Raw genomic sequence first — 23680 nt, forward strand, 5'->3', positions numbered from 1 at the left:
CTTTGCAATGTCAAGAAATCTCATGACATTATATCACGTTTTTTGACGAATGCTAAGAAAAAACGAGGAGAAACTTCCGCTAGAACTGACAATTTCTGGGCATAATACAGGACATCCTATGAAAGGAGTGACGGCAAAATGGAGGCGGTTACACCAATAAGGCGTGTTAAAGTCGGAGGCGTAAATGTATATTATGAGCACTATCAAAACCCGGGCAAACAAACAATTGTCTGCGTACACGGTTTTTTATCTTCTGCTTTCAGCTTCAGAAAATTAATCCCCTTGCTTCGGGACCAGTATGACATCATCGCGCTCGATTTGCCTCCTTTCGGCCAATCAGAAAAATCAAGGACATTTAGATATACCTATCAAAACCTCGCCATGCTTATCATCGGACTCCTGGAGCACTTGCAAGTCAAACAGGCGGCGCTTGTCGGGCATTCGATGGGAGGACAGATATCGCTGTCGGCAGCTCTATTAAAGCCTGAACTCTTCTCGAAGATTGTGCTTCTTTGCAGTTCAGGTTATTTAAAACGCTCGCACCCGACGATTATCTTCGGGACTCACCTCCCATATTTTCATCTTTATATCAAACGCTGGCTTTCCAAAGAAGGCGTGATGAAAAACTTATTAAATGTCGTCCACAACAAATCGCTGATTGACGAGGTGATGATTGACGGCTACGGCAAACCTTTTCAAGATGAACAGATTTTCAAAGCAATGACGAGGTTCATCCGGCACAGAGAAGGAGATTTACAGTCTGTGGAATTGAAAAAGATCAACAAACCCGCTTTATTGATTTGGGGCGAGGAGGACAAGGTGGTTCCGGTGAAAATCGGCGAACGCCTGCATCATGACCTGCCGGATTCCAAACTGTATTCATTGCGGGAAACAGGACATTTGGTGCCGGAGGAACGCCCTGAATTCGTTTCCGAACGAATTGCAGAGTTTATCACAGAATAAAAAAACCGGTTTGTATACCGGTTTTTTTCAAGGCGTGCAAGAGCTGCTGTCTTTAATGAACAGCAGCTGGCCAGCCACATTCCGGCAGCCGTCGATCGGAAGTGTTTGTTCAAAAGAAGCTTCGAAAATATGCTGTATGCTTTTCGCTAACACTTCAGGATCGTCTTCATCATAGACGGCCTGTACGACATCAACAGCCTCCGTTTCATAAAAATCTTCACCATATTTAAACGGGTCCCATTTGGCAATGATATTGATCATTTCCCTGACCGCTTGACTTTCTTCCATTTTCATCACCGCTTATAATAAAATTTGCAGATTTATTTTATCATAGTTACGCTAAGAAAAATAAATATACATAAGAGGTGGAACAGAATGAATTTTGATAAACAAGAACAGCGCCTCGGCACCCAATCCGTAAAATGGGATAAGACAGGCGAATTATTCGGCGTGACAGACGCCCTCCCGATGTGGGTCGCGGATATGGATTTTCGTGCGCCGGAAGCCATAACAGAAGCATTAAAACAGCGCCTAGAACAAGGGATTTTCGGATATACAGCGCCAGATCAGAAAACAAAAGATGCAGTATGTGCATGGATGCATAACCGGCACAGCTGGAAGGTGAACCCGGAAAGCATTACATTCAGTCCCGGCGTTGTCACAGCTTTAGGCATGGCGGTTCAGGCTTTTACAGAACCACAGGATCAAGTGATTGTCCAATCCCCTGTTTACACGCCTTTTTACCATATGATTGAGAAAAACGGCCGGCGTATTTTACATAATCCGCTTAAAGAAAAAGACGGAACATATGTAATGGATTTTGAAGATTTGGAGACAAAAATCAGTGATCCGAGCGTCAAAATGTTTATTTTATGCAATCCGCATAACCCTTCAGGGCGTGCCTGGGGCCGGGAAGATTTGCTGAAGCTCGGCGAATTATGCCTTGAACACGGCGTTACAGTCGTGTCAGATGAAATTCATTCCGATTTGATGCTGTACGGAAATAACCATACGCCGTTTGCCTCTCTTTCTGATGAATTCGCTGAGATTTCTGTGACTTGCGCGGCACCTAGCAAAACGTTTAATATCGCGGGTTTGCAGGCGTCTGCAATCATTATTCCAGACCGGCTGAAGCGCGCCAAATTTTCAGCCAGCCTGCAGCGGAACGGTTTAGGCGGATTAAACGCGTTTGCCGTGAGCGCAATCGAAGCCGCTTACTCAAAAGGCGGGCCGTGGCTCGATGAACTGATTTCTTATCTTGAGAAAAACATGGACGAGGCTGCAGCCTTTTTGACCAGCGAGCTCCCGAATGTCAAGATGATGAAGCCTGATGCGTCTTACCTGATCTGGCTGGATTTCCGCGCATATGGCTTGTCTGATGCAGAGCTGCAGCAAAAGATGCTGCACAAAGGGAATATTATTTTGGAGCCCGGCACGAAATACGGCCCTGGCGGAGAAGGATTTATGCGTTTGAATGCAGGATGCCCTCTGGCAACCTTGCAGGACGGACTGCGCCGAATAAAAACAGCGTTAGAGTAAATATTCGTCACAAACGCCTTTACGTATCAATCGTAAAGGCGTTCTTTATTAAGAAATTTTGTATTTTACTTCTAATGATAAGTGTTATAATAGATTCATATTTTATACGAAAGGATTTCACTCGAATGGAAATTCTAAAAGACTATCTCCTACATATCTGCTTTATTTTGTTTCCTATTCTTCTTTATCAAGTGTTTTGGCTTGGAAAACCGTCGATCATTGTACCAAAAATCAACAACGTATTGGTCACGATATTTGCATGCGGCGCCTCAGTTTTATGCATTATATTCCCTATACAGGAAATGGACTACATCCAATATGGCCTTCAAATCATTCCTGTCATCATTTGTTTATTGTATATAAACACTGCTTCCGGGCTAACAGTCGCCGCATCCGTCTTATGTTTTGAACTGCTGTTTTTTGAGCCTTCCGCCATTTTTGTATACGCTTTGCTGCCTTTTCATATCATCATTCCAACTCTACTTCAAAAAAAGTGGCCATTCATGTCCAAAGCGAGAAAACTGCTGCTGTCTTTATTCATCGGTTGCTTGGAGATCTTCTTATTTTTCGCCTCCATCTTGGTTTTTTCTGCCGTGAATATTTTAAATTTTCAAAATTCAGAAATGATATATTATGAGGCAGCTGTCTCAGGTCTGTTCCGCTGCACCGTTCTTCTTTTAAGCATTTATCTGATAGAAAGCATCGCAGAAAATATCGCCCTGCGTTCCCAGCTTATCCATTCGGAAAAAATGGAAATTGTGAGTGAACTTGCGGCAAGTGTGGCTCATGAAGTAAGAAATCCGCTGACAGTTGTCCGGGGATTTGTCCAGCTGCTTTTTAATGATGAATCCCTTCAAAACAAATCCAGTGCGGATTATCAAAAGCTTGTGCTGTCAGAGCTTGACCGGGCTCAGGGCATTATTACAAATTATCTTGATATCGCCAAACAGCAATTGTACGAAAAAGAGATTTTTGATCTATCTTCTCTTATCAAAGAGACGAGCTCCCTTATGATTTCGTATGCCAATTATAAATCTGTGACAGTAGAGGCGGACGCTGAGCCGGACCTTTTGGTATACGGGGATGCAACAAAGCTGAAGCAGGCTGTGATCAACCTCATGAAAAACAGCATTGAAGCCGTTCCTACGGGTAAAGGGGTCATCCAAGTTTCAGCGGAAAAAATCGGCCATATAATTGTAATCAAAATCTCAGATAACGGTGTCGGCATGACGGATCACCAAATGCAGAAGCTGGGTGAACCTTATTATTCTTTAAAAACGAATGGAACGGGACTTGGGCTGACTGTGACGTTTTCCATCATTGAACATCACCACGGAACCATTTCGTTCAGCAGCAGCTTTCAAAGAGGAACCATTGTGACGATCAAGCTCCCCGCCGACCTTCCTCACTAGCAAATCAATTGGAACTTTTATAGAATGAATGCGAGGTGATAACAGATGAGTACATTTGAGAAAGGCTCTATCGTAAAAGGATTTTACAAAACAGGTGCATACATAGGAGAAATTACAGATTGCAGACCGCAGCATTATTTAGTCAAAATTAAGGCGGTTCTCACCCATCCCGCTCAAGGAGACCTTCACCATCCAAAACAGGCAGATGTGCCGTTTTTCCATGAAAGAAGAGCGCTTGCTTTCGGCGAACAGACTAATATCCCCCATCACATGGTGAAGCCCTATGACAGTGAAGTGCCGGATTATAACGAGTCTTTGCGGCAAGCGGTTGCACAGCTGAGAGCCAAACTGGCCGGAGATGATTCACAATGGGCAAAGCGATCCCTGAACAATCTGGACGTTTTAGAAAAAGAATACTTTACCCGGCCATAACCCAGTCTGACGAAAGATTGGGTTTTTTATGTTGCGCGCCGGAATAGTTCAGATAAATCAATCCTCTCGCCGATTGTCGGCGGTTTTGGTTTTTCGAGGTACTGCTTATCCTGCTCGACAAGCTTAAAAAGCTTATAGGCTGTAAGAGCATCGTCAAGCGCCTTATGATGGGTGCCAGTTCCCTTATCTCCGTACTCTTCCGCAGCCTTCCACAACCCAGTCAGTGTCCGGTCTCCAAAAAAGTTTTTATATTCAAGAGATAAATCTCTCATCTCCCCTTTAAACGGGAAAGGAATATGGTTAAACATACAATTTTGCTTCAGCACTTTCATATCCATGTTTCCCCACGTGATGATCGTGCAATTTTTTTCAGGGTCAAGCTCATTTAATTTACGGATAAAGTCCTCGAACCTCATCCCCTCATCTACTTGGTTTTGCGTAATGTTTAAAAATGATTTGCAGCGCTTCGTCAGCTTGGGGAATTTTTTCGGCCTAATATAACTCGAAAACGTCTCAACTACTTCACCATTAACCGACTTTACAATTCCTGCTTCTATGATTTCCGGAAAAAAATTTTGCGGACTGTATTTTCCTTCGGGCATCGTAAATTCGAAATCAATAATGAGTAAGTTGCCTGCCTCCACTATTTTTACACCTACCTTTCCTCCGATCAGAAGAATGCTATCTTTATAGTATATCGATTCTCCTTCTCTTCATTTCTTCATTTTCTAAAAATAATGAAATTTCCCAGCCGCATTGTTTCTTTTAAATGGTGCACTGTTTCTTTATAATTAGTAAGGAACCCGAAATAATAAGAAGGTGATGTTATTTCTATCCGCAAGAAAAACTTTGTCATTGTGTGGCTGGCGAATTTCTTTGTATCAGCCAGCACCACAATGATCATTCCTTTTCTCTCCTTGTATATTGAGACGCTCAGCACCTTTTCCAACGGCTTTGTGCAAAGGTGGAGCGGTTATGTGTTCGGCATTACATTTTTAATGGCTTTTTTGGTATCCCCGTTCTGGGGGCGGTTCGGAGACAAACGCGGTTACAAGAAAATCCTTTTGACAACCGGAATCGGCATTGCCGTCAGCATTTTATTAATGGGCTTTGTCACATCGGTTTATCAATTGTTTTTTCTGCGTATGGCTATGGGGCTTGTAACCGGATTTATTCCGACATCCCTTGCAATGATTTCCGCGCAGACGCCTAAAAGCTCAGCCGGCAAAACGCTTGGCACGCTCCAAATGGGGCAAGTGTCCGGAAGCTTGTTCGGCCCGCTTTTGGGAGGCGTGCTTGCTGACCACTTCGGCTTTACGTATACCTTTTTTATCACATCCTTTGTAATTTTCTTGGCCGTTCTTCTCGTGTTATTCGGGGTCAAAGAACAGCCGCTCACAGAGAAGATGAATAAACGTCAGTCTTATACGAGAAAAGAAGTGCTCTCCTATATATTTCACCAGCCCGCGCTTTGGGTCATGATGCTGTTAACCATGCTGATTCAAACAGGAAATTTCAGTATCCAGCCGTTGCTCGCTTTATATGTAAACGAGCTGCACGGACCTGCCAATCTGGCCTTTTTCTCCGGCATGGCATTTTCGGCAACCGGACTCGGCAGTTTGCTGCTGGCAAGAAAATGGGGAGATTTAGGAGACCGCTACGGCCACCGCCGCATTCTAATCGGGCTTTTAATTGCCGCCTCTTTATTTTTTATTCCGCAGGCACTCGCGTCTTCATTCAGTGTGCTTCTTGTTTTCAGGTTTTTATTCGGGATGGCGATGGGCGGCCTTCTGCCATGCATCACAGCGGCAATCCGCGTTCAGGCTCCCGGCTCCATCCAAGGAGAAGTCCTCGGCTACAATGTCAGCTTTCGCTTTTTAGGAAACGTTCTCGGACCTCTTCTCGGCGGTATTATATCGAGTCACTTCAATATCTCTGCAGCCTTTTATGTCACAGCATTTCTCTTTTTCGCAGGTGCCTGCCTGCTTTGGATCATGAAGAAATTCCAAAAAGAATCGTATGCCAAAGCAAGCTGATTTTCAGCAAAAATTGAGGAGTCTTCTAAATTTAACCTTCTCGTAAACTCAAAAGAATGGTACGATATGGCTAGAATTTAGGAGAAAAGAGAGTGACCATGTTACGAAAAATTATCGGATGGATTTTGCTCCTTTGCATAATCCCATTGTTTGCATTTACAGTTATCGCTTCCGGAAAAGAAGTAAAACAAATGAAGTCCCTGGATCAGGTGCTTGATAAGAATATTGATTTGAAAGAGATCAGCCTTGTTCAAAACAGCTACATGTACGACAGGGACGGGTCTCTGGTCTCGGAAATCGTCAGCGATGATGAGAACCGAGTGCTGGTTCCCTTCAACAAGATTCCCGAAGAAGTCAAACAGATATTTTTAACTTCCGAGGACCGCCATTTTTACGAACATAAAGGCTTTGACTTTATGGGGATGGTGCGGGCGGCCGCTTCCAACGTGAAGGACAAAAAGATTGACCAAGGGGCCAGCACCATCACACAGCAGCTTACAAGAAACTTGTATTTGAGCCACGAGCGCTCTTTCAGCCGCAAACTGACTGAGCTCGCATACTCCTATCAGCTTGAGAAAAAGTATACAAAAAATGAGATTCTTGAAGCCTACTTAAATACGATTTATTTTAATAACGGCGTTTATGGCGTCGGATCAGCTGCTGAATTTTATTTCAGCAAACCGCTGAAATCTCTCACACTGGGAGAAATGGCTTTTATTTGCGCTATACCTAATAACCCTACATTATATGATCCTCTCAAGCATTTTGACTACACGAAAAGCCGTCAAGAACGCTTGCTTAAAGGGTTAAAAAATGCCGGGGTTATAACGGACAAAGAACTGAAGAAAGCCGTAAAACAAAAAATCAAACTGGATGTCGAGGAGAAAGAAGACAAATTTCCAGACTACGTTTCCTACGTAAATGATGAATTCACTCAACTCGTGTCTGAATCTGAAGGTTATGATAAGCGTCTTCAAAAAGCATCAGGAAAACAAAAAGACAAAATAGAAAACGAGCTGTCCGCTAGAGTCAGCACACTTCTGAAAGACGGCGTAAAAATTTATACCGCACTTGATCCGTACATGCAAAATCAAGTCGTGGCACAAATGAATTCGAAGCTGCCGTATGCGGGCGTACAGGGCGGAGCGGCTGTTATTAATCACCAGACGCATCAAGTTGTCGCTCTATCCGGCGGAAAAAACTATCATAAGTATGATTTTAACCGTGCCTACCAAGCATACAGACAGCCGGGGTCATCCATTAAGCCGCTTCTCGATTACGGACCTTATATTGAACAGACAGGTGCGACAGCAAGCAGCACAATTGATGCCGGCAAATTTTGCAGCAGGGATTACTGTCCGCAAAACTACAATAACCGCACATACGGCACAGTGACGCTTGATACAGCGTTTAAAAACTCGTACAATACACCGGCCATCAGAATGCTGGACCGTGTAGGCATCCAAAAAGCATTCAGCTATATTGAACCGTATCATTTTTCAAAGCTTGTCAACAGCGACTATCTGCTGCCGGCGGCGCTTGGCGGATTTACACACGGCATGACGCCTCTCGAGATGACAAAGGCGTATACAACATTCGGCAACAGCGGCAGCTACACGCCGAGCCACGCGATTACAAAAGTGACGGATTTAAAAGGAAAAACGATTTATAAATGGAATGACAAAGCGACACAAATATTCAGCGTCCGCACAAACATGCAGCTGAAAAAACTGATGTCTTCCGTTGTCAAAAGCGGGACAGGGAAAAAAGCATATTTTAATGCGCCTTATATCGGCGGAAAAACGGGAACCTCAAATGATTATCATGATATGTGGTTCGTCGGCCTGACAGATACGTACACAATGGGTGTCTGGGTTGGAAAAGATACACCGAGCAGCGTTGAATACCTTCACAGTATCAGCCCTCAGCTTTCCATCTGGAAAGGAACGCTGCAAGCGGCTTATTAAAATCGGAGGGGATCTGCAGTGACATCAGAACAAATTCCAAATCGCGTATTACTGTTTGACGGTGTGTGCAATTTATGCAACGGGGCCGTTCAATTTATCATAAAACGTGATCCAAACGGTTTAATTTCATTTGCATCGCTTCAATCGGAAACAGGACAGAGCCTGCTGAAAAAAAGCGGGCTTCCGACTGAGCATTTTGACAGCTTTGTTTTTATTGAAGACGGCCAGGTTTACACTAAGTCAACTGCAGCCATAAAGGTTTTCAGGCATCTGCGGGGCCCATGGCGGCTCTTTGTCCTGTTTCTTGCAGTGCCGAAACCTGTCAGAGATATGCTCTATTCCGTTATCGCCAAAAACCGCTATAAGTGGTTCGGCAAAAAAAATGAATGTATGCTCCCCTCCCCTTCTATAAAAAATAGATTTTTACCATAAACGAAAAAATGGCTAGCTTACACAGGTAAGCTAGCCATTATGCTATTATAAAGCTTGATAAATATGAACAGAATACCGATAACAAAGGTAAACCAAAACAGCAGTTCCATTAGAATGAATCCGACCAATGACATGATAGAAAGTGTTGAATAAATCCTGTAAACAACGAACACAAAGTAAGCAAGTGTAACAACTGCAAACCAGATCACAATCCAGAAGACATTTTGCAATAGCACAAAGGATACGATCCCGCCGCCTAAATAAATGATAGAGCCCATTCTGATTGTTTTCAGGTTGTTTCCTTCAGGATCATTTGCGAAAAACAGCAGTGACAGCTCAGTCACGGTATTCGCAATTAATTTCAGAGCGGACAGAACCATAAAATATAAAAGCGCAAAAGCCGCAAATAACGCTAGTCTGATTCCTTTCTCTGAGAAGTAATCGAGCATTCCATCGTACATTCCAAATGAAGAAAGCATCTTCAATGCATAGAGTGAGGTTGAAATGGATAAAGACGAACTAAAAAGCAGGATCGCAATCAGCGGAAAGTATCCTGTCAAATAAGTATTTTTCATATAAAAAAGTCCCTTTCTATAATCTACCTCATTTATTATGGAGGACTTAAAACACATTGACAAGATAAATTATTCCATTTTTTCTCCTTTTTACGAATTACGGTCCCAAATCTTCACAAAGCGCCATTTTGAGAGTAAAGTAGTACGCAGGAATCATAAAACGTAAGGAAGTTTTATATGAAAAAAACATTAAAACTGCAAACCAGACTCACCATATTTGTCTGTATCGTTGTGTTAATCGCACTGCTCATCACCTTTTTTACCGTTGGTGCCCAAACCTCCAAAAGGATACGTGATCAGGAAAGAGACACAGCGCTGCAAACTGCTGAAATGGTTGCCGACGCACCGATCACTGCCTCCGCTTTGGAGAGCGGAAAAAAACAGAAGGAACTGCTCAGCTATACGCTGGACGTCCAGAAAATTACCGGCACAGAATTTGTCGTCGTCATGGATATGAACGGCATTCGCAGAACCCATCCGGATCGCAGCAAAATCGGAAAAAAATTCAGCGGCGGGGATGAAGCCGAAGTATTAAAAGGACATGTCCATATCAGCACCGCCTCAGGCACGCTTGGGAAATCGCAGAGAGCGTTTGTGCCTGTCTATGCCAAGAATGGAAAACAAGTCGGAGCCGTTGCGGTCGGCATCACAGTGAATGAAATTGACGAAGTCATCAGCCACAGCTTACGGCCGCTCTATTTTATTATTTGCGTCAGTATATTCGTCGGCGTCATCGGGGCTGTTATCGTCGCTCGCACGGTGAAAAATATCATGTACGGACTTGAACCATATGAAATCGCGACACTTCTTCAAGAACGGAGCGCCATGCTTGAATCAACGAAAGAAGGCATACTCGCTGTCGATGAGCACGGCAAAATCAAGCTTGCCAATGCGGAAGCGAAGCGTCTTTTCATTAAAATGGGCATAGAAACAAATCCCGTCGATCAGGATGTCAATGACATCCTGCCAAAAAGCCGTCTGAAAAATGTCATTGAGACCAGAAAACCTCTTCAAGACAGAGATGTGCGCATTAACGGATTAGAGCTTGTATTTAATGAAGTGCCTATCCAGCTGAAAGGACAAACCGTCGGAGCGATTGCGACATTCCGGGACAAAACCGAGGTAAAACATTTAGCTGAACAGCTTTCCGGTGTTAAAATGTATGCAAACGCACTGAGAGCGCAGTCTCATGAATTTATGAACAAACTGCATGTGATATTAGGTCTCGTCCAGCTGAAAGAGTATGACGATCTTGGAGATTATATTAAAGATATTGCCATTCAGCAAAAATCAGAAACAAGTGAAATCATAAATGATGTCAAAAGCTCCGTACTGGCCGGTTTTCTGTTGGGAAAGCAGAGTTACATACGAGAGCAGGGCGCAAATCTCGATATAGAATGCAGCGGGGTTATTCCAAATGCAGCAGATCCTTCAGTCATTCATGAACTGATTACGATTATCGGAAATCTGATCAACAATGCCTTAGATGCTGTTGCCAATATGCCGAAAAAACAAATCACGATGTCCATGCGTTTTCATGACAAAATATTGGACATCGAAATTACCGATACAGGAGCCGGCATGTCTGAAGAAGACCAAGTCAAGGTATTCGAACAAGGCTATTCAACAAAGGGCAAAAACCGGGGATTCGGCCTTTATTTCACCCAGCAAAGCATGGAGAATTTGAAGGGTCAAATGATTATCACCAGCGAAAAAAATGAAGGAACCACATTCAGTCTTCGAATCCCGTACGAACCGAAGGAGGAAAACCATGATTAATGTACTAATAGTTGAAGATGACCCCATGGTGGGTGAATTAAATAAACGATATTTAAGCCAAATAGAAGGCTTTCAGCTGAAAGGAATCGCCTCTTCCTTTCAAAGCGCTCTGCATATTTTAGGCGAGCATCACATCGACCTCATTTTGCTTGATATTTACATGCCGGGTAAAAACGGGCTTGAGCTGCTGACGGAATTAAGAGCCCAAAATGAAGCGGTTGACGTGATTGTTATCTCTGCGGCAAGCGAGCTGGACGTCATCAAAAAAACACTTCGTTACGGAGCTGTGGATTACTTAATCAAACCGTTTGAATTTGAACGTTTTCAGACTGCCCTTTCTGATTACAGACGAAAACAAAAAGTCTATTCCACCCACCGAAACATGAGCCAAAAAGAATTGGACGCGGAACTGTTTCATAAGAAGGAAGCGACAGAAAAAGTGCATCTGCCAAAAGGGCTGACAAAAAGCACGCTGAAGCTGATTTGGTCCAGCATACAATCCTTTGAAAACGAATCCTTTACGACAGAAGACCTGGCGAATCATACTGAAATATCTCAAGTATCCATCCGAAAATACTTAAAATTTCTTGAGGATATACAGGTTCTGAATGTCGAAATGGCGTACGGAACGATCGGGAGACCGGTGTTTCAGTACAATGTCAATACAGGAAACCTTAACGGAATTAAGCAATATTTATAAAAAAACGCACTGTTCATATCGAGCAGTGCGTTTTTCTCTGTCACATCTCTTGCCAAGCTGCTTGAACCTTTCGCCAATAAGCTATACAAAAATAATAAAGGACTTTTCGGCATATTTGAAATACAATTCTAAAAATACATATTTTTTAAAAAATTATGCGTAATTCTATTTATTTCTTGTAAGTAAAATGATAAATTATGATTGGTTAGTTGATCCCTAGACTAAGTCATAAGTCACACTTCAGAAAGAGATGTCACGGTTTTCCGCCCGGAACACCTTCCGCATCCTTCTCTTCCCCGCCTTTCGAAGGACACACCCACATCACACTTACTAAGGGAAGATCAGAACTGTCTCAGCTCATTCTAATTGTTATTATCTGAAAATTTTATCGATTCTAAGAATTGATTGAGGCATCCATCCCATGACTGACCGGATCAGCTCAGGCCAAATTTTTCTGGGGGGTTATATCTTGAAGAAACGCAAAATCGGATTGGCGATGTCACTTGTCATCGCAGCGGGCACCATTTTAGGAGCGTGCGGAAACAGCGAAAAAAGCAGCGGTAACAGTGAAGGCAAAAACAAATTCAGTGTGGCGATGGTCACCGACATTGGCGGGGTGGATGACAAATCTTTTAACCAATCAGCATGGGAAGGCATCCAAGCCTTCGGTAAAGATAATGGTCTGGAAAAAGGAAAAAACGGATACGACTACCTGCAATCTAAATCAGATGCAGATTATACAACAAACTTAAATAAATTAGCGCGTGAGCATTTCGACTTGATCTATGGCGTCGGCTACTTGATGGAAGATTCAATCAGTGAAATCGCTGATCAGCGCAAAAATACAAACTTTGCGATTATTGACGCAGTCGTCGATAAAGACAACGTCGCAAGCATTACGTTTAAAGAGCAGGAAGGCTCATTTCTTGTCGGAGTGGCCGCAGCCTTAACAAGCAAATCAGGAAAAATCGGATTTGTGGGCGGCATGGAATCCGAGTTAATCAAAAAATTCGAAGTCGGCTTCCGTGCAGGGGTTCAGGCCGTAAAACCTGACGCAACTGTCCAGGTGAAGTATGCGGGCGGATTCGATAAAGCGGACGTTGGAAAAGCAACCGCCGAGAGCATGTATAAGTCAGGCGTTGATGTGATTTACCACTCCGCAGGCGCCACCGGCACAGGTGTCTTTACAGAAGCCAAGAACCTGAAAAAAGAAGACCCGAAGCGTGATGTTTGGGTGATCGGAGTCGATAAAGATCAATACGCAGAAGGCCAAGTAGAAGGAACAGACGATAACGTCACCCTTACTTCCATGGTCAAAAAGGTTGATACAGCAGTTGAAGATTTAACGAAGAAAGCAAGCGAAGGCAAATTCCCCGGCGGAGAAACGCTTACATACGGGCTTGATCAAGACGGAGTCGGCATTTCTTCCTCTAAACAAAACCTATCGGATGATGTAATCAAAGCGGTTGATGATTGGAAGAAAAAAATTATCGGCGGACTAGAAGTGCCGGGAACAGAGAAAGAGCTGAAAAATTTCAAAGCTGAATAAGAATCGCGGGGATAAGGAGAAGAGCCCTTATCCCTTGTTTTTCTTTCAGAGCAAAGCTGCACATTTCCTTGCGGCTTTTCTATTGCCAGTCTCTAATTTAAAAGCATGAAAAAAAGGAGCGGTCAATTCTGTGGAATATGTCATTGAAATGCTCAATATACGCAAGGAGTTTCCCGGTATCGTCGCAAATGACAACATTAATCTTCAGGTCAAAAAAGGCGAAATCCACGCGCTGCTCGGTGAAAACGGAGCGGGCAAATCAACTTTGATGAACGTCCTGTTCGGGCTGTATCAACCAGAAAAGGGAGAAATTCGGGTCCGCGGTGAGAAGGTGCACATCAACAGCCCGAACAAAGCGAATGATCTCGGAATCGGCATGGTGCATCAGCATTTTATGCTTGTCGATACATTTACAGTTGCTGAAAATATTATTCTCGGGAAGGAGCCGAAAAAGCTCGGGCGGATTGACCGAAAACGGGCTGTCCGAGAGGTTCAGGACATTTCCGACCGATACGGACTTCAAATTAATCCCGAGGCAAAGGTAGCAGACATATCCGTCGGCATGCAGCAGCGTGCAGAAATATTAAAAACCCTCTACCGCGGGGCTGACATCCTGATTTTTGATGAACCGACAGCTGTGTTGACGCCTCATGAAATCAAAGAGCTCATTCAAATCATGAAGAACCTCGTCAATGAGGGAAAATCAATTATCTTAATCACCCATAAACTGAAAGAAATCATGGAGGTTTGTGACCGCGTTACCATTATCCGCAAAGGAAAAGGCATCAAAACACTGGATGTCCGGGATACACATCAAGACGAGCTCGCCAGTCTGATGGTCGGCCGCGAGGTATTGTTCAAAACAGAAAAAAAAGCGGCTCAGCCGGGATCTGCAGTGCTGGCGATTGACAGAATTACCGTAAAAGATACTCGCGGAGTAGAAGCTGTAAAGGATTTGTCGCTCTCTGTCAATGCCGGAGAAATTGTCGGCATAGCTGGCGTTGACGGAAACGGACAGTCAGAGCTGATTGAAGCGATTACAGGACTCCGAAAAACGGAGTCTGGAACCATTTCCCTAAACGGAAAACAGATACAAAACTTGACGCCGAGAAACGTAACGGAGTCCGGAATCGGGCATATTCCGCAGGACCGCCACAAACACGGTCTCGTCCTGGATTTTCCAATCGGTGAAAATATCTTGCTCCAAAGCTATTACAAAAAGCCTTATTCAGCATTCGGTGTTTTACATAAAGGCGAAATGTATAAGAAAGCCCGCAGCGTGATCAGCGAGTACGATGTCAGAACCCCCGATGAATATACTCACGCGCGGGCATTGTCAGGCGGAAACCAGCAAAAAGCAATTATCGGAAGGGAAATTGACCGAAATCCTGACTTGTTAATCGCAGCCCAGCCGACTCGCGGCCTTGATGTTGGAGCGATTGAATTTGTCCATAAAAAACTCATTGAACAGCGTGATGCCGGAAAAGCCGTTCTTCTTTTATCGTTTGAGCTTGATGAAATCATGAATCTCAGTGACAGAATCGCCGTCATTTTTGAAGGCAGCATTATATCCAGCGTTAATCCGCTGGATACCACTGAACAAGAGCTCGGCCTCTTGATGGCGGGAAGCACGCAAAGGGAAGCGGGGAAAACAAATGGTTAAACGACTCTCTCATTTACTCGTGCCGCTCATTGCGATCATGCTCGGCTTGCTGGCCGGCGCACTTATTATGCTTGCGAGCGGATACAGTGTGACCAGCGGCTATTCCGCTTTATGGAATGGGATATTTGGAGAAACCTATTACATCGGGGAAACCGTCCGGCAGATTACACCTTATATTTTATCCGGATTAGCTGTTGCTTTCGCATTCCGAACCGGACTTTTCAATATCGGGGTAGAGGGACAGCTGCTAGTGGGCTGGACAGCTGCCGTTTGGGTCGGAACGGCGTTTGACGGACCTGCTTATATTCATATGCCGCTTGCACTGCTCACAGCGGCTGCAGCAGGCGGTTTATGGGGATTTATTCCCGGCTTTTTAAAAGCACGGTTCTATGTTCACGAGGTCATTGTCACTATTATGATGAATTATATCGCACTGCATATGACCAATTATTTGATTTCAAAAGTCATGACAGTCAATCAGGATAAGACGGAAAAAATTCACGAATCCGCCTCACTTCGCTCGCCGTTTCTTGAGCAGATTACGGACTATTCAAGGCTTCACTGGGGGATCGTCATCGCCCTTCTCGCAGCTGTTGTTATGTGGTTTATGATTAACAAAACAACGAAAGGCTTTGAGCTTCGGGCAGTCGGATTCAATCAGCACGCGTCCCAGTACGCCGGTATGAGCGTGCGGAAGAATATTATGACCTCCATGCTCATTTCAGGAGCTTTTGCAGGCCTTGCAGGTGCCATGGAAGGTCTGGGAACATTTGAATACGCAGCTGTCAAAGGCGCATTTACCGGCGTCGGCTTTGACGGTATTGCCGTCGCTCTCCTGGGCGGGAACACTGCAGCCGGTGTTGTGCTTGCGGCAGCTTTGCTTGGCGGCCTCAAAATCGGAGCGTTAAATATGCCAATTGAATCAGGCGTACCTTCTGAGGTTGTCGATATTGTGATTGCCATTATCATTCTGTTTGTTGCTTCAAGCTATGCCATTCGTTTTGTCGCGGATAAGTTGAAGAAAAAGGGGGCGAACTAAGTGGACGTTCTGCAGATTTTATCAATCATTGTCCCGGCCACACTCGTATACGCAGCCCCGCTTATTTTAACTGCTCTCGGCGGCGTATTTTCCGAGAGATCAGGCGTTGTCAATATCGGTCTCGAAGGCCTCATGATTATCGGAGCATTCACCAGTGTTTTATCCAATTTATTTTTAGGCCCTGAATTGGGAGCCGCGGCGCCATGGCTCTCACTCGTTGCCGCCATGGCAGCCGGCGCGCTGTTTTCACTGATTCACGCGGCAGCGGCGATATCGTTTCGCGCAGATCAGACAGTCAGCGGCGTCGCCATTAATATGCTGGCGCTTGGGGCTACTTTATTTATCGTAAAGCTGATTTACGGAAAAGCGCAAACAGACAAAATTCCCGAGCCTTTTTATAAAACGAGTATTCCCGGCTTGAGCGACATCCCTGTATTGGGAAAAATCTTCTTTTCAGATGTCTATTATACGTCTATTCTCGCAATTGTCCTGGCCTTTATTTCGTGGTTTATCTTGTTTAAAACGCCGTTCGGCCTCCGTATTCGTTCCGTCGGAGAACATCCGATGGCGGCCGATACTATGGGGATCAATGTCTACAAAATGCGCTATATCGGCGTGATGATCAGCGGATTGTTCGGCGGACTCGGGGGCGGCGTATATGCGTCAACCATTGCGCTCGACTTTACGCATTCTACCATTTCCGGGCAAGGGTTTATCGCACTCGCGGCCCTTGTATTCGGGAAATGGCATCCGATCGGCGCACTCGGCGCCGCCCTGTTTTTCGGATTCGCCCAAAGCTTAAGCATCATCGGCTCTCTGCTCCCTCTTTTTAAGGACATACCGAATGTATATATGCTGATTGCCCCTTACGTATTAACCATTCTGGCCTTAACCGGCTTTATCGGACGCGCAGATGCACCAAAAGCAAACGGTGTGCCTTACATCAAAGGAAAACGGTAAGCACATCTCCCTGGGAAGCGGCTTCTCAGGGATTTTTTTCTGATCCAAAATACCCTCTTAATTTAGTTGTTTATTAATTATTTAACTTAAAAAAATATCCTTTGTTAGCGCTTTCTTGTAGACTGTAACAAACAATACATGGGGGTGTACGACAATGGGAGCAATTCACAAAACAGAGGAAGTTTTACCTGAGCACAAAGACACACAGGAGAAAAGCCTGTTTAAAAAAATATGGACCTGGGAAATCGGCGTGATTCCTCTCCCATTATATACAGCATTAGCTGTCATTATTATTCTTTCGGCTTATTACAACGAGCTGCCCGCAAACATGCTGGGCGGGTTTGCCATCATTATGATTTTAGGTGTCTTTCTTGGCGATATCGGCCAGCGGATCCCGATTTTGAAGGATATTGGCGGTCCTGCTATTCTATCTTTGTTTGTGCCATCTTTTTTAGTTTTTTATAATGTGTTGAATCCATCATCATTAGATGCTGTTACCAATTTAATGAAAACATCTAACTTTCTTTATTTCTATATCGCTTGTCTTGTTGTAGGAAGCATTCTTGGAATGAACAGAACTGTTTTAATACAGGGATTCATCAGAATGTTCGTTCCTTTAGTAGCGGGCACAATTGCGGCGGTTGCGGCTGGCGTGCTCGTCGGATTCATCTTCGGCTACAGTGCCTATGATTCCTTTTTCTTTGTTGTTGTGCCGATTATTGCCGGGGGAATAGGTGAAGGAATTTTGCCTCTCTCGATTGCTTATTCGCAAATATTGGGGTCTTCCGCTGATGTGTATGTGTCGCAGCTGGTTCCTGCCGCTATCATTGGAAACGTTTTCGCTATTATCTGTGCCGCTTTAATGAAAAAACTGGGCGAAAAACGTCCTGATCTAAACGGCAATGGGCGTCTCGTTAAATCTAAGAAAGCAAACGATATTTTCAATCAAAAAGAGGCTGAAGCTAAAATTGACTTTAAACTGATGGGAGCCGGAGTTCTGCTCGCCTGTACGTTCTTTATTTTCGGCGGTTTACTGGAGAAATTTATCTTCATCCCAGGCGCTATTTTAATGATTATTTCAGCAGCCGCAATCAAATATGCAAATATCCTTCCGAAAAAAATGGAGGATGGCGCATATCAGCTTTATAAGTTTATTTCATCAAGCTTTACATGGCCGCTTATGGTAGGCCTCGGGATTCTCTTTATCCCTTTAGATGACGTGGCATCTGTGATTTCTATACCGTTTGTCATCATTTGTATTTCAGTTGTCGTTGCCATGATTTCTTCCGGATATTTTGTAGGCAAACTGATGAACATGTACCCTGTTGAATCCGCAATCGTGACCTGCTGTCACAGCGGTCTCGGCGGAACGGGAGATGTCGCCATTTTGTCCGCTTCAGGAAGAATGGGCCTTATGCCATTCGCCCAAATTTCTACCCGCCTCGGCGGAGCAGGAACTGTCATTTGCGCGACGATTTTACTTCGCTTTTTCACTTCATAATCAGAAAAAGAGTTCCGTTTTAGACGGAACTCTTTTTTATTTGTTCACAATCCGCATATACTCCCTGGACCCAAACGGCCTATCCTTAGATTCCGCCTCACTCATGTTAGTTGACAGGTGGTGCTCCAATAAATACAGTTCCCAATCCTCATTGTCTGCCACACGGGCACGGCCGTCATACTGATTCAGCATGAATGCCCCTGCAAATATCGAGCAGAATAAACCTGAGCACATAAGGACCTTTCTCTTCACATGATCAGCTCCTTACATACAGCTTGATCAGGAGCGATTTTAAATATACAAATGATCTGATTTTTGTTAAACTTATTTTAAGGTCAAAAGAACTCGTAAAATTCAATCGCGGAAGGTTGAAGCATGGCGGCTTCCAAAAAAGTGCGATATAATTTGGACTGGGTCGTTTGACCGTATATTCTAATTATTTATACATAGAACAGGTTTCAACTAGAGAAAAGGAGGTCTTGTCATTGCAGCTCTTACATTTTGCTATTTTATCGCCTTTTGTATTTGCTTTTATCATTCCCTTTCTGGCAAAATACGCAAAAAGAGTGCATACGGGCTGGTTTGTTCTAATCCTGCCCGTCTTGCTGTTTATATACTTTCTTCCAATGATCAGAATGACTCAATCGGGAGAAACATTACGATCGGTATTGGAGTGGATTCCTTCATTAGGCATTAACTTTACCGTTTATGTAGACGGTCTCGGACTGCTATTCGCCTTATTGATAACAGGGATCGGCTCGTTGGTCACTCTTTACAGTATCTTTTATTTATCGAAAGAAAAAGAACAGCTTGGGCCTTTTTATGTCTATTTATTAATGTTCATGGGCGCCATGCTCGGTGTTGTTCTTGTTGACAACGTCATGGTTCTCTACATGTTTTGGGAGCTTACCAGCCTTTCGTCCTTTTTGCTGATTGGATATTGGTACAAGCGTGAAAAATCTCGCTACGGCGCCGCAAAATCGCTCTTGATTACGGTAAGCGGCGGACTGTGTATGCTGGGAGGATTCATACTCCTTTATCTGATCACAGATTCATTCAGTATCAGAGAAATGATCAATCAGGTTCAGTTGATTGCCGGCCATGATTTATTTATTCCGGCGATGATTTTGATTTTACTAGGCGCATTTACAAAGTCCGCCCAGTTTCCTTTTTACATTTGGCTGCCTGATGCCATGGAAGCGCCGACGCCTGTCAGCGCGTATCTCCATTCAGCCACGATGGTCAAAGCGGGAATTTATGTGATTGCACGATTCAGTCCGATTTTCGCCTTTTCAGCTCAGTGGTTTTGGATTGTTTCTCTCGTCGGGATTTTTACCATGGTTTGGGGTTCATTCCATGCCGTCAAACAAACCGACTTAAAATCCATTTTGGCGTTTTCAACGGTCAGCCAGCTCGGCATGATCATCTCGATGCTTGGTGTCAGCGCTGCAGCCCTGCATTACGGCCATACAGAGTATTACACAGTGGCCGCCATGGCTGCCATTTTCCATCTCATCAATCATGCTACCTTTAAAGGAAGCTTGTTTATGGCAGTCGGCATCATTGATCATGAAACAGGCACGCGGGATGTCAGAAAGCTCGGCGGACTGATGGCGATTATGCCGATTACGTTTACGATTTCCTTGATTGGCACATTTTCAATGGCTGGTCTCCCGCCGTTTAACGGATTTTTGAGTAAAGAAATGTTCTTCACCAGCATGCTTCGTGTGACACATGTCGATTTGTTCAACGTCCAGACGTGGGGAGCGCTGTTCCCTGTCCTCGCTTGGGCAGGAAGTGTGTTTACATTTATCTACAGCATGAAACTGCTGTTTAAAACATTTAAAGGCAATTACCAGCCTGAAAAACTCGAAAAACAGGCTCATGAAGCGCCGATTGGAATGCTCATATCACCTGTCATTCTTGTTGCGCTCGCTGTCAGTCTCTTCTTTTTCCCGAATATATTGTCCTACAGCTTGATAGAGCCTGCGATGAATTCGATCTATCCGACACTGCTGGACAGCCATGAGAAGTTTCATGTTCATATTTCGCAGTGGCATGGGTTTACAGCCGAAGTCCTGATGACACTGGGCATCATCGTTGTCGGTACGATCGGATACTTGACGATGAATAGGTGGAAAGCGATCTATAAGCTGTTTCCATCGAAACTCACGCTCAATCGGTTATATGAGAAGCTCCTGACCATCATGGAAAAAGGCTCTTATCGAGTGACAAAACAATATATGACCGGATTTTTACGGGATTATCTTCTGTATATCTTCGCTGGATTTATCATTCTGATGAGCGGGGCTCTCGTTTTGAAAGGCGGATTTTCCTTTACAACTGAGGGGATGGCGAAAATCGGCATATTCGAAATGATTCTGACACTTGTGATGATCAGCGCGACAGCGGCGACTGTATTTGCCAGATCCAGACTGACGGCGATTATTTCACTTGGTGTTGTCGGTTATACACTTGCATTGTTTTTTGTTATTTTCAGAGCGCCCGATTTGGCTTTGACCCAGCTGGTCATTGAGACGATTTCCGTCGCCCTGTTTCTGCTTTGTTTCTATCATTTGCCGAAACTGCGGCTGAAAAAGAAAACGAGAACGTTCCGAATGACAAACTTTATCATCGCTTTAGGAGTCGGCATGATTGTCACCCTGCTCGGTATCGCATCCTCAAGCCAGCGGACAAAAGACAGTATCGCCTCCTACTTTACAAAGCACAGCCATGATCTAGGCGGAGGAGATAATGTCGTCAATGTCATTCTCGTTGATTTCAGGGGTTTTGATACAATGTTTGAAATTACGGTATTAACGATTGCCGCTCTCGGCATCTTCAGCATGATTAAAACAAAAGTAAAAGAGGAGGGGAAAAGCGGTGAATGAACAAAAAACAAATGACCTTATTTTGCAGACCGTTACAAAGCTTGTATCCTTTATCATTTTGCTTTTCTCTTTCTATTTATTTTTATCAGGTCATAACGCGCCTGGAGGAGGATTTGTCGGCGGGCTGATCACATCCTCTTCCATCGTTTTGCTGCTGCTGGCTTATGATTTAAAAACCGTGCGTTCCATTTTGCCGGTTAATTTCATTTACGTCGCGGGAGCCGGTCTTCTGCTCGCTGTCTTAACAGGAGTTGGCTCCTTTGTCTTCGGGACGCCCTTCTTAACCCACACATTCGGTTACTTTCATCTGCCGATTTTAGGGAAAACGGAGCTTGCCACGGCGACGCTTTTTGATTTAGGCGTTTATCTAGTAGTCGTAGGCATTACGATGACCATTATTCAAACGATTGGAGAGGAAGAATAATGGAAATCTTAATGGCTGTTACGGCCGGTATTATATTTATGGCTGCTACCTATTTGCTGCTGTCTAAAAGCCTGCTTCGGGTCATTATCGGAACAGCGCTTTTAAGCCACGGCGTTCATTTAATGCTTTTAACTATGGGTGGATTAAAAAAAGGCGCCGCTCCGATTTTGAGCGAGCATGCCAAGTCATTTGTCGATCCGCTTCCGCAAGCCCTGATTTTGACCGCTATTGTCATTTCTTTTGGGGTTACATCCTTCATTCTCGTTATGGCGTTTCGGGCCTATCAGGAATTGAAATCGGACAATATGGATCAAATGAGGGGAAATGATCAACATGAATAATTTTGTTATATTGCCAATCCTGATCCCGCTGTTGTCGGCCATTCTGCTGATTTTCATGAACAAACACATCATGCTCATGCGGATCTTCAGCACTGCTGCATCCGCACTCGGGATTGTGATCAGTGCTTTACTCGTACAGACCGTTTTTACAAACGGCATTCAGACACTGAATTTGGGCGGCTGGAAAGCCCCCTACGGAATTGTGCTTGTTGCAGATCAATTTGCCAGCCTGCTCGTTCTCACAACGGCAGTTATCGGCTTATTGGTTGTGCTTTATTCCTTCCGTTCTATCGGTGAAAAACGGGAAAGCGCCTTTTATTACTCCGGCGTGCAGTTTTTGCTGGCCGGGGTAAGCGGAGCGTTTTTAACAGGCGATTTATTTAATATGTACGTATTTTTCGAGCTTCTGCTGATCGCTTCTTATATGCTGATTGTATTAGGCGGCACAAAAATTCAGCTCCGGGAATCAATTAAATACATTGTGTTTAATATCGTGTCATCAGCATTGTTTGTCATCGGCGTAGGCTTTTTATACGCTGTGACCGGCACCTTAAACATGGCGGATTTAAGTGTGAGAATCAGCGAATCCGGCCAAACTGGGCTGATTACTGTAATCGGTGTCCTGTTACTCATCGTGTTTGGTATGAAGGGCGGAATCTTCCCTCTCTACTTTTGGCTTCCCGGCTCTTATTACGCTCCTCCGGCAGCCATCTCCGCATTGTTCGGCGCATTGCTGACAAAGGTCGGATTATATGCGATCACAAGAGTGTTCACACTGATTTTCATTCACGATACAGCGTTTACCCACCAGCTGATGATATGGCTCGCGGCTCTCACTGTCATCTTCGGTGTCATCGGTTCACTTGCCTATCAGAATGTCATGAAAATCGTGATCTATAACATTATTACCGCTGTCGGCGTTATTTTGTTCGGTGTTGCAGTTCATACGCCTGCATCCATTCAAGGTGCGATTTACTATCTGATTCACGACATGCTGATTAAAGGCGCATTATTTATGCTGGCAGGCACGCTGATCGCTTTGACTGGAACAGCAAGCCTTCAACGAATGGGCGGGCTGATCAAGCGATACCCCATTCTTGGATGGATGTTCTTCATTTCGGCTATATCTCTTGCCGGCATCCCGCCTCTCAGCGGATTTGTAGGCAAATTTAAAATTGCGGAAGGCGGCTTCGCTGAGGGTGAATTTACGATTTCCATGCTGATCCTGCTTTCAAGCCTGCTCGTCCTGTATTCCGTGTTGAGGATCTTTATTCATGCGTTTTGGGGCGAAGAAAAAGAAACACCAAAGCAAAATCTTAGAACAGCTAAAGGACTTCTATATCCGGCAGCTATTTTTCTCTTCCTGTCTCTTCTCTTCGGATTGGGTACAGAATGGGTGTCACCGTACGTTGATCAAGCGGCCGAGACTTTGCTGAATCCGGAAAAATATATTGAAGCTGTTTTGAAGGAGTAGATC

Annotated in this window: 23 protein-coding genes; 18 read left to right on the top strand and 5 right to left on the bottom strand. The window is 44.3% G+C overall.

From position 1 onward, the window contains the following. Window positions 1-138: 138 nt before the first annotated feature. Entirely contained in the window at window positions 139-963 is an 825-nt protein-coding gene (locus LJF29_RS13525) for an alpha/beta fold hydrolase (protein WP_229149068.1), read from the top strand. Window positions 964-990: 27 nt separating this feature from the next. On the opposite strand, the gene LJF29_RS13530 is transcribed toward LJF29_RS13525, so the two are convergent. Continuing rightward, the gene (locus LJF29_RS13530) at window positions 991-1251 is read right to left on the bottom strand and encodes a YugE family protein (protein WP_229149070.1); all 261 of its coding nucleotides are present in this window, start codon (window positions 1249-1251) and stop codon (window positions 991-993) included. 87 nt (window positions 1252-1338) lie between these two features. On the opposite strand from LJF29_RS13530, the gene LJF29_RS13535 reads away from it, so the two are divergent. The 3 genes from LJF29_RS13535 to LJF29_RS13545 all read left to right on the top strand — a co-directional run bounded on the left by LJF29_RS13535 (window position 1339) and on the right by LJF29_RS13545 (window position 4346). Continuing rightward, window positions 1339-2502 carry a MalY/PatB family protein gene (locus LJF29_RS13535; RefSeq protein WP_229149071.1) on the top strand — a complete coding sequence of 388 codons (1164 nt, stop codon included), beginning with the start codon at window positions 1339-1341 and terminating at the stop codon, window positions 2500-2502. 125 nt (window positions 2503-2627) lie between these two features. Then, complete coding sequence (locus LJF29_RS13540) at window positions 2628-3914, top strand: sensor histidine kinase (protein WP_229149073.1); 1287 nt, start codon at window positions 2628-2630, stop codon at window positions 3912-3914. 45 nt (window positions 3915-3959) lie between these two features. Continuing rightward, on the top strand, window positions 3960-4346 hold the full coding sequence (locus LJF29_RS13545; RefSeq protein WP_229149075.1) for a kinase-associated lipoprotein B: 387 nt from the start codon (window positions 3960-3962) through the stop codon (window positions 4344-4346). Window positions 4347-4372: 26 nt separating this feature from the next. On the opposite strand, the gene kapD is transcribed toward LJF29_RS13545, so the two are convergent. Both kapD and LJF29_RS13555 read right to left on the bottom strand, forming a co-directional pair. Beyond that, a complete protein-coding gene (gene kapD, locus LJF29_RS13550) occupies window positions 4373-4990 on the bottom strand; it encodes a 3'-5' exonuclease KapD (protein ID WP_010331666.1) in 618 nt (205 codons plus the stop codon). Window positions 4991-5067: 77 nt separating this feature from the next. Beyond that, window positions 5068-5271: a hypothetical protein gene (locus LJF29_RS13555; RefSeq protein ID WP_026014598.1), complete on the bottom strand. Its 204-nt coding sequence runs from the start codon at window positions 5269-5271 to the stop codon at window positions 5068-5070. Between LJF29_RS13555 and LJF29_RS13560 the strand changes: the two genes are divergently transcribed. From LJF29_RS13560 to LJF29_RS13570, 3 genes are all read left to right on the top strand, one after another. Continuing rightward, on the top strand, window positions 5174-6382 hold the full coding sequence (locus tag LJF29_RS13560; protein ID WP_411809969.1) for a multidrug efflux MFS transporter: 1209 nt from the start codon (window positions 5174-5176) through the stop codon (window positions 6380-6382). The two genes, LJF29_RS13555 and LJF29_RS13560, sit on opposite strands and share 98 nt — an antisense overlap. 92 nt (window positions 6383-6474) lie before the next feature. Next, window positions 6475-8349 carry a transglycosylase domain-containing protein gene (locus LJF29_RS13565; protein WP_168748634.1) on the top strand — a complete coding sequence of 625 codons (1875 nt, stop codon included), beginning with the start codon at window positions 6475-6477 and terminating at the stop codon, window positions 8347-8349. Window positions 8350-8367: 18 nt separating this feature from the next. Then, a complete protein-coding gene (locus LJF29_RS13570; protein WP_229149077.1) occupies window positions 8368-8781 on the top strand; it encodes a thiol-disulfide oxidoreductase DCC family protein in 414 nt (137 codons plus the stop codon). Between the two features lie 17 nt (window positions 8782-8798). On the opposite strand, the gene LJF29_RS13575 is transcribed toward LJF29_RS13570, so the two are convergent. Continuing rightward, window positions 8799-9356 carry a YufK family protein gene (locus tag LJF29_RS13575; RefSeq protein ID WP_010331673.1) on the bottom strand — a complete coding sequence of 186 codons (558 nt, stop codon included), beginning with the start codon at window positions 9354-9356 and terminating at the stop codon, window positions 8799-8801. A gap of 177 nt (window positions 9357-9533) precedes the next feature. Here LJF29_RS13575 and maeL point away from each other — a divergent pair, with 177 nt between their 5' ends. From maeL to maeN, 7 genes are all read left to right on the top strand, one after another. Further along, a complete protein-coding gene (gene maeL / locus LJF29_RS13580) occupies window positions 9534-11135 on the top strand; it encodes a two-component system sensor histidine kinase MaeL (protein WP_029441167.1) in 1602 nt (533 codons plus the stop codon). After that, window positions 11128-11835, top strand: coding sequence for a two-component system response regulator MaeM (gene maeM / locus LJF29_RS13585; RefSeq protein ID WP_024122665.1), 708 nt, complete (start codon window positions 11128-11130; stop codon window positions 11833-11835). Before maeL ends, maeM begins: the two co-directional genes overlap by 8 nt. A gap of 469 nt (window positions 11836-12304) precedes the next feature. After that, window positions 12305-13384, top strand: a complete 1080-nt coding sequence (nupN, locus tag LJF29_RS13590) for a guanosine ABC transporter substrate-binding protein NupN (RefSeq protein ID WP_229149078.1) — start codon at window positions 12305-12307, stop codon at window positions 13382-13384. Between the two features lie 130 nt (window positions 13385-13514). Further along, window positions 13515-15047: an ABC transporter ATP-binding protein gene (locus tag LJF29_RS13595; RefSeq protein WP_229149079.1), complete on the top strand. Its 1533-nt coding sequence runs from the start codon at window positions 13515-13517 to the stop codon at window positions 15045-15047. Then, window positions 15040-16086: an ABC transporter permease gene (locus LJF29_RS13600; protein ID WP_229149080.1), complete on the top strand. Its 1047-nt coding sequence runs from the start codon at window positions 15040-15042 to the stop codon at window positions 16084-16086. The genes LJF29_RS13595 and LJF29_RS13600 overlap by 8 nt, the downstream gene beginning before the upstream one ends. Next, window positions 16087-17046, top strand: a complete 960-nt coding sequence (gene nupQ, locus LJF29_RS13605) for an ABC transporter permease (RefSeq protein WP_229149081.1) — start codon at window positions 16087-16089, stop codon at window positions 17044-17046. It abuts the gene before it with no gap. A gap of 154 nt (window positions 17047-17200) precedes the next feature. Beyond that, the gene (maeN, locus tag LJF29_RS13610) at window positions 17201-18547 is read left to right on the top strand and encodes a sodium/malate symporter MaeN (RefSeq protein WP_229149082.1); all 1347 of its coding nucleotides are present in this window, start codon (window positions 17201-17203) and stop codon (window positions 18545-18547) included. Between the two features lie 36 nt (window positions 18548-18583). Here maeN and LJF29_RS13615 read toward each other — a convergent pair whose 3' ends face one another. Beyond that, the gene (locus LJF29_RS13615) at window positions 18584-18799 is read right to left on the bottom strand and encodes a hypothetical protein (protein WP_229149084.1); all 216 of its coding nucleotides are present in this window, start codon (window positions 18797-18799) and stop codon (window positions 18584-18586) included. A 233-nt stretch (window positions 18800-19032) separates the two neighbouring features. Between LJF29_RS13615 and LJF29_RS13620 the strand changes: the two genes are divergently transcribed. Genes LJF29_RS13620 through LJF29_RS13635 form a run of 4 tightly spaced genes read left to right on the top strand, consistent with a single transcriptional unit; the run spans window position 19033 to window position 23677 of the window. Beyond that, complete coding sequence (locus tag LJF29_RS13620; protein ID WP_229149085.1) at window positions 19033-21438, top strand: Na+/H+ antiporter subunit A; 2406 nt, start codon at window positions 19033-19035, stop codon at window positions 21436-21438. Next, a complete protein-coding gene (locus LJF29_RS13625) occupies window positions 21431-21862 on the top strand; it encodes a Na(+)/H(+) antiporter subunit B (protein WP_229149086.1) in 432 nt (143 codons plus the stop codon). Before LJF29_RS13620 ends, LJF29_RS13625 begins: the two co-directional genes overlap by 8 nt. Beyond that, window positions 21862-22203 (top strand): Na(+)/H(+) antiporter subunit C, encoded by a 342-nt coding sequence (locus LJF29_RS13630; protein WP_010331684.1) that lies wholly within the window; start codon window positions 21862-21864, stop codon window positions 22201-22203. The genes LJF29_RS13625 and LJF29_RS13630 overlap by 1 nt, the downstream gene beginning before the upstream one ends. Beyond that, the gene (locus LJF29_RS13635) at window positions 22196-23677 is read left to right on the top strand and encodes a Na+/H+ antiporter subunit D (protein ID WP_229149087.1); all 1482 of its coding nucleotides are present in this window, start codon (window positions 22196-22198) and stop codon (window positions 23675-23677) included. Before LJF29_RS13630 ends, LJF29_RS13635 begins: the two co-directional genes overlap by 8 nt. Window positions 23678-23680 lie beyond the last annotated feature (3 nt).

The organism is Bacillus sp. LBG-1-113, from assembly GCF_020708615.1.
Classification (GTDB): Bacteria; Bacillota; Bacilli; order Bacillales; family Bacillaceae; genus Bacillus; species Bacillus mojavensis.

Bases quoted from the DNA above. Each gene is read 5' to 3' on its own strand.
- LJF29_RS13530 (WP_229149070.1), bottom strand. From the start codon at position 1,251: ATGGAAGAAAGTCAAGCGGTCAGGGAAATGATCAATATCATTGCCAAA.
- LJF29_RS13535 (WP_229149071.1), top strand. From the start codon at position 1,339: ATGAATTTTGATAAACAAGAACAGCGCCTCGGCACCCAATCCGTAAAA.
- maeL (WP_029441167.1), top strand. From the start codon at position 9,534: ATGAAAAAAACATTAAAACTGCAAACCAGACTCACCATATTTGTCTGT.
- LJF29_RS13635 (WP_229149087.1), top strand. From the start codon at position 22,196: ATGAATAATTTTGTTATATTGCCAATCCTGATCCCGCTGTTGTCGGCC.
- maeN (WP_229149082.1), top strand. From the start codon at position 17,201: ATGGGAGCAATTCACAAAACAGAGGAAGTTTTACCTGAGCACAAAGAC.
- LJF29_RS13630 (WP_010331684.1), top strand. From the start codon at position 21,862: ATGGAAATCTTAATGGCTGTTACGGCCGGTATTATATTTATGGCTGCT.
- LJF29_RS13575 (WP_010331673.1), bottom strand. From the start codon at position 9,356: ATGAAAAATACTTATTTGACAGGATACTTTCCGCTGATTGCGATCCTG.
- LJF29_RS13600 (WP_229149080.1), top strand. From the start codon at position 15,040: ATGGTTAAACGACTCTCTCATTTACTCGTGCCGCTCATTGCGATCATG.
- maeM (WP_024122665.1), top strand. From the start codon at position 11,128: ATGATTAATGTACTAATAGTTGAAGATGACCCCATGGTGGGTGAATTA.
- LJF29_RS13540 (WP_229149073.1), top strand. From the start codon at position 2,628: ATGGAAATTCTAAAAGACTATCTCCTACATATCTGCTTTATTTTGTTT.
- LJF29_RS13525 (WP_229149068.1), top strand. From the start codon at position 139: ATGGAGGCGGTTACACCAATAAGGCGTGTTAAAGTCGGAGGCGTAAAT.
- LJF29_RS13545 (WP_229149075.1), top strand. From the start codon at position 3,960: ATGAGTACATTTGAGAAAGGCTCTATCGTAAAAGGATTTTACAAAACA.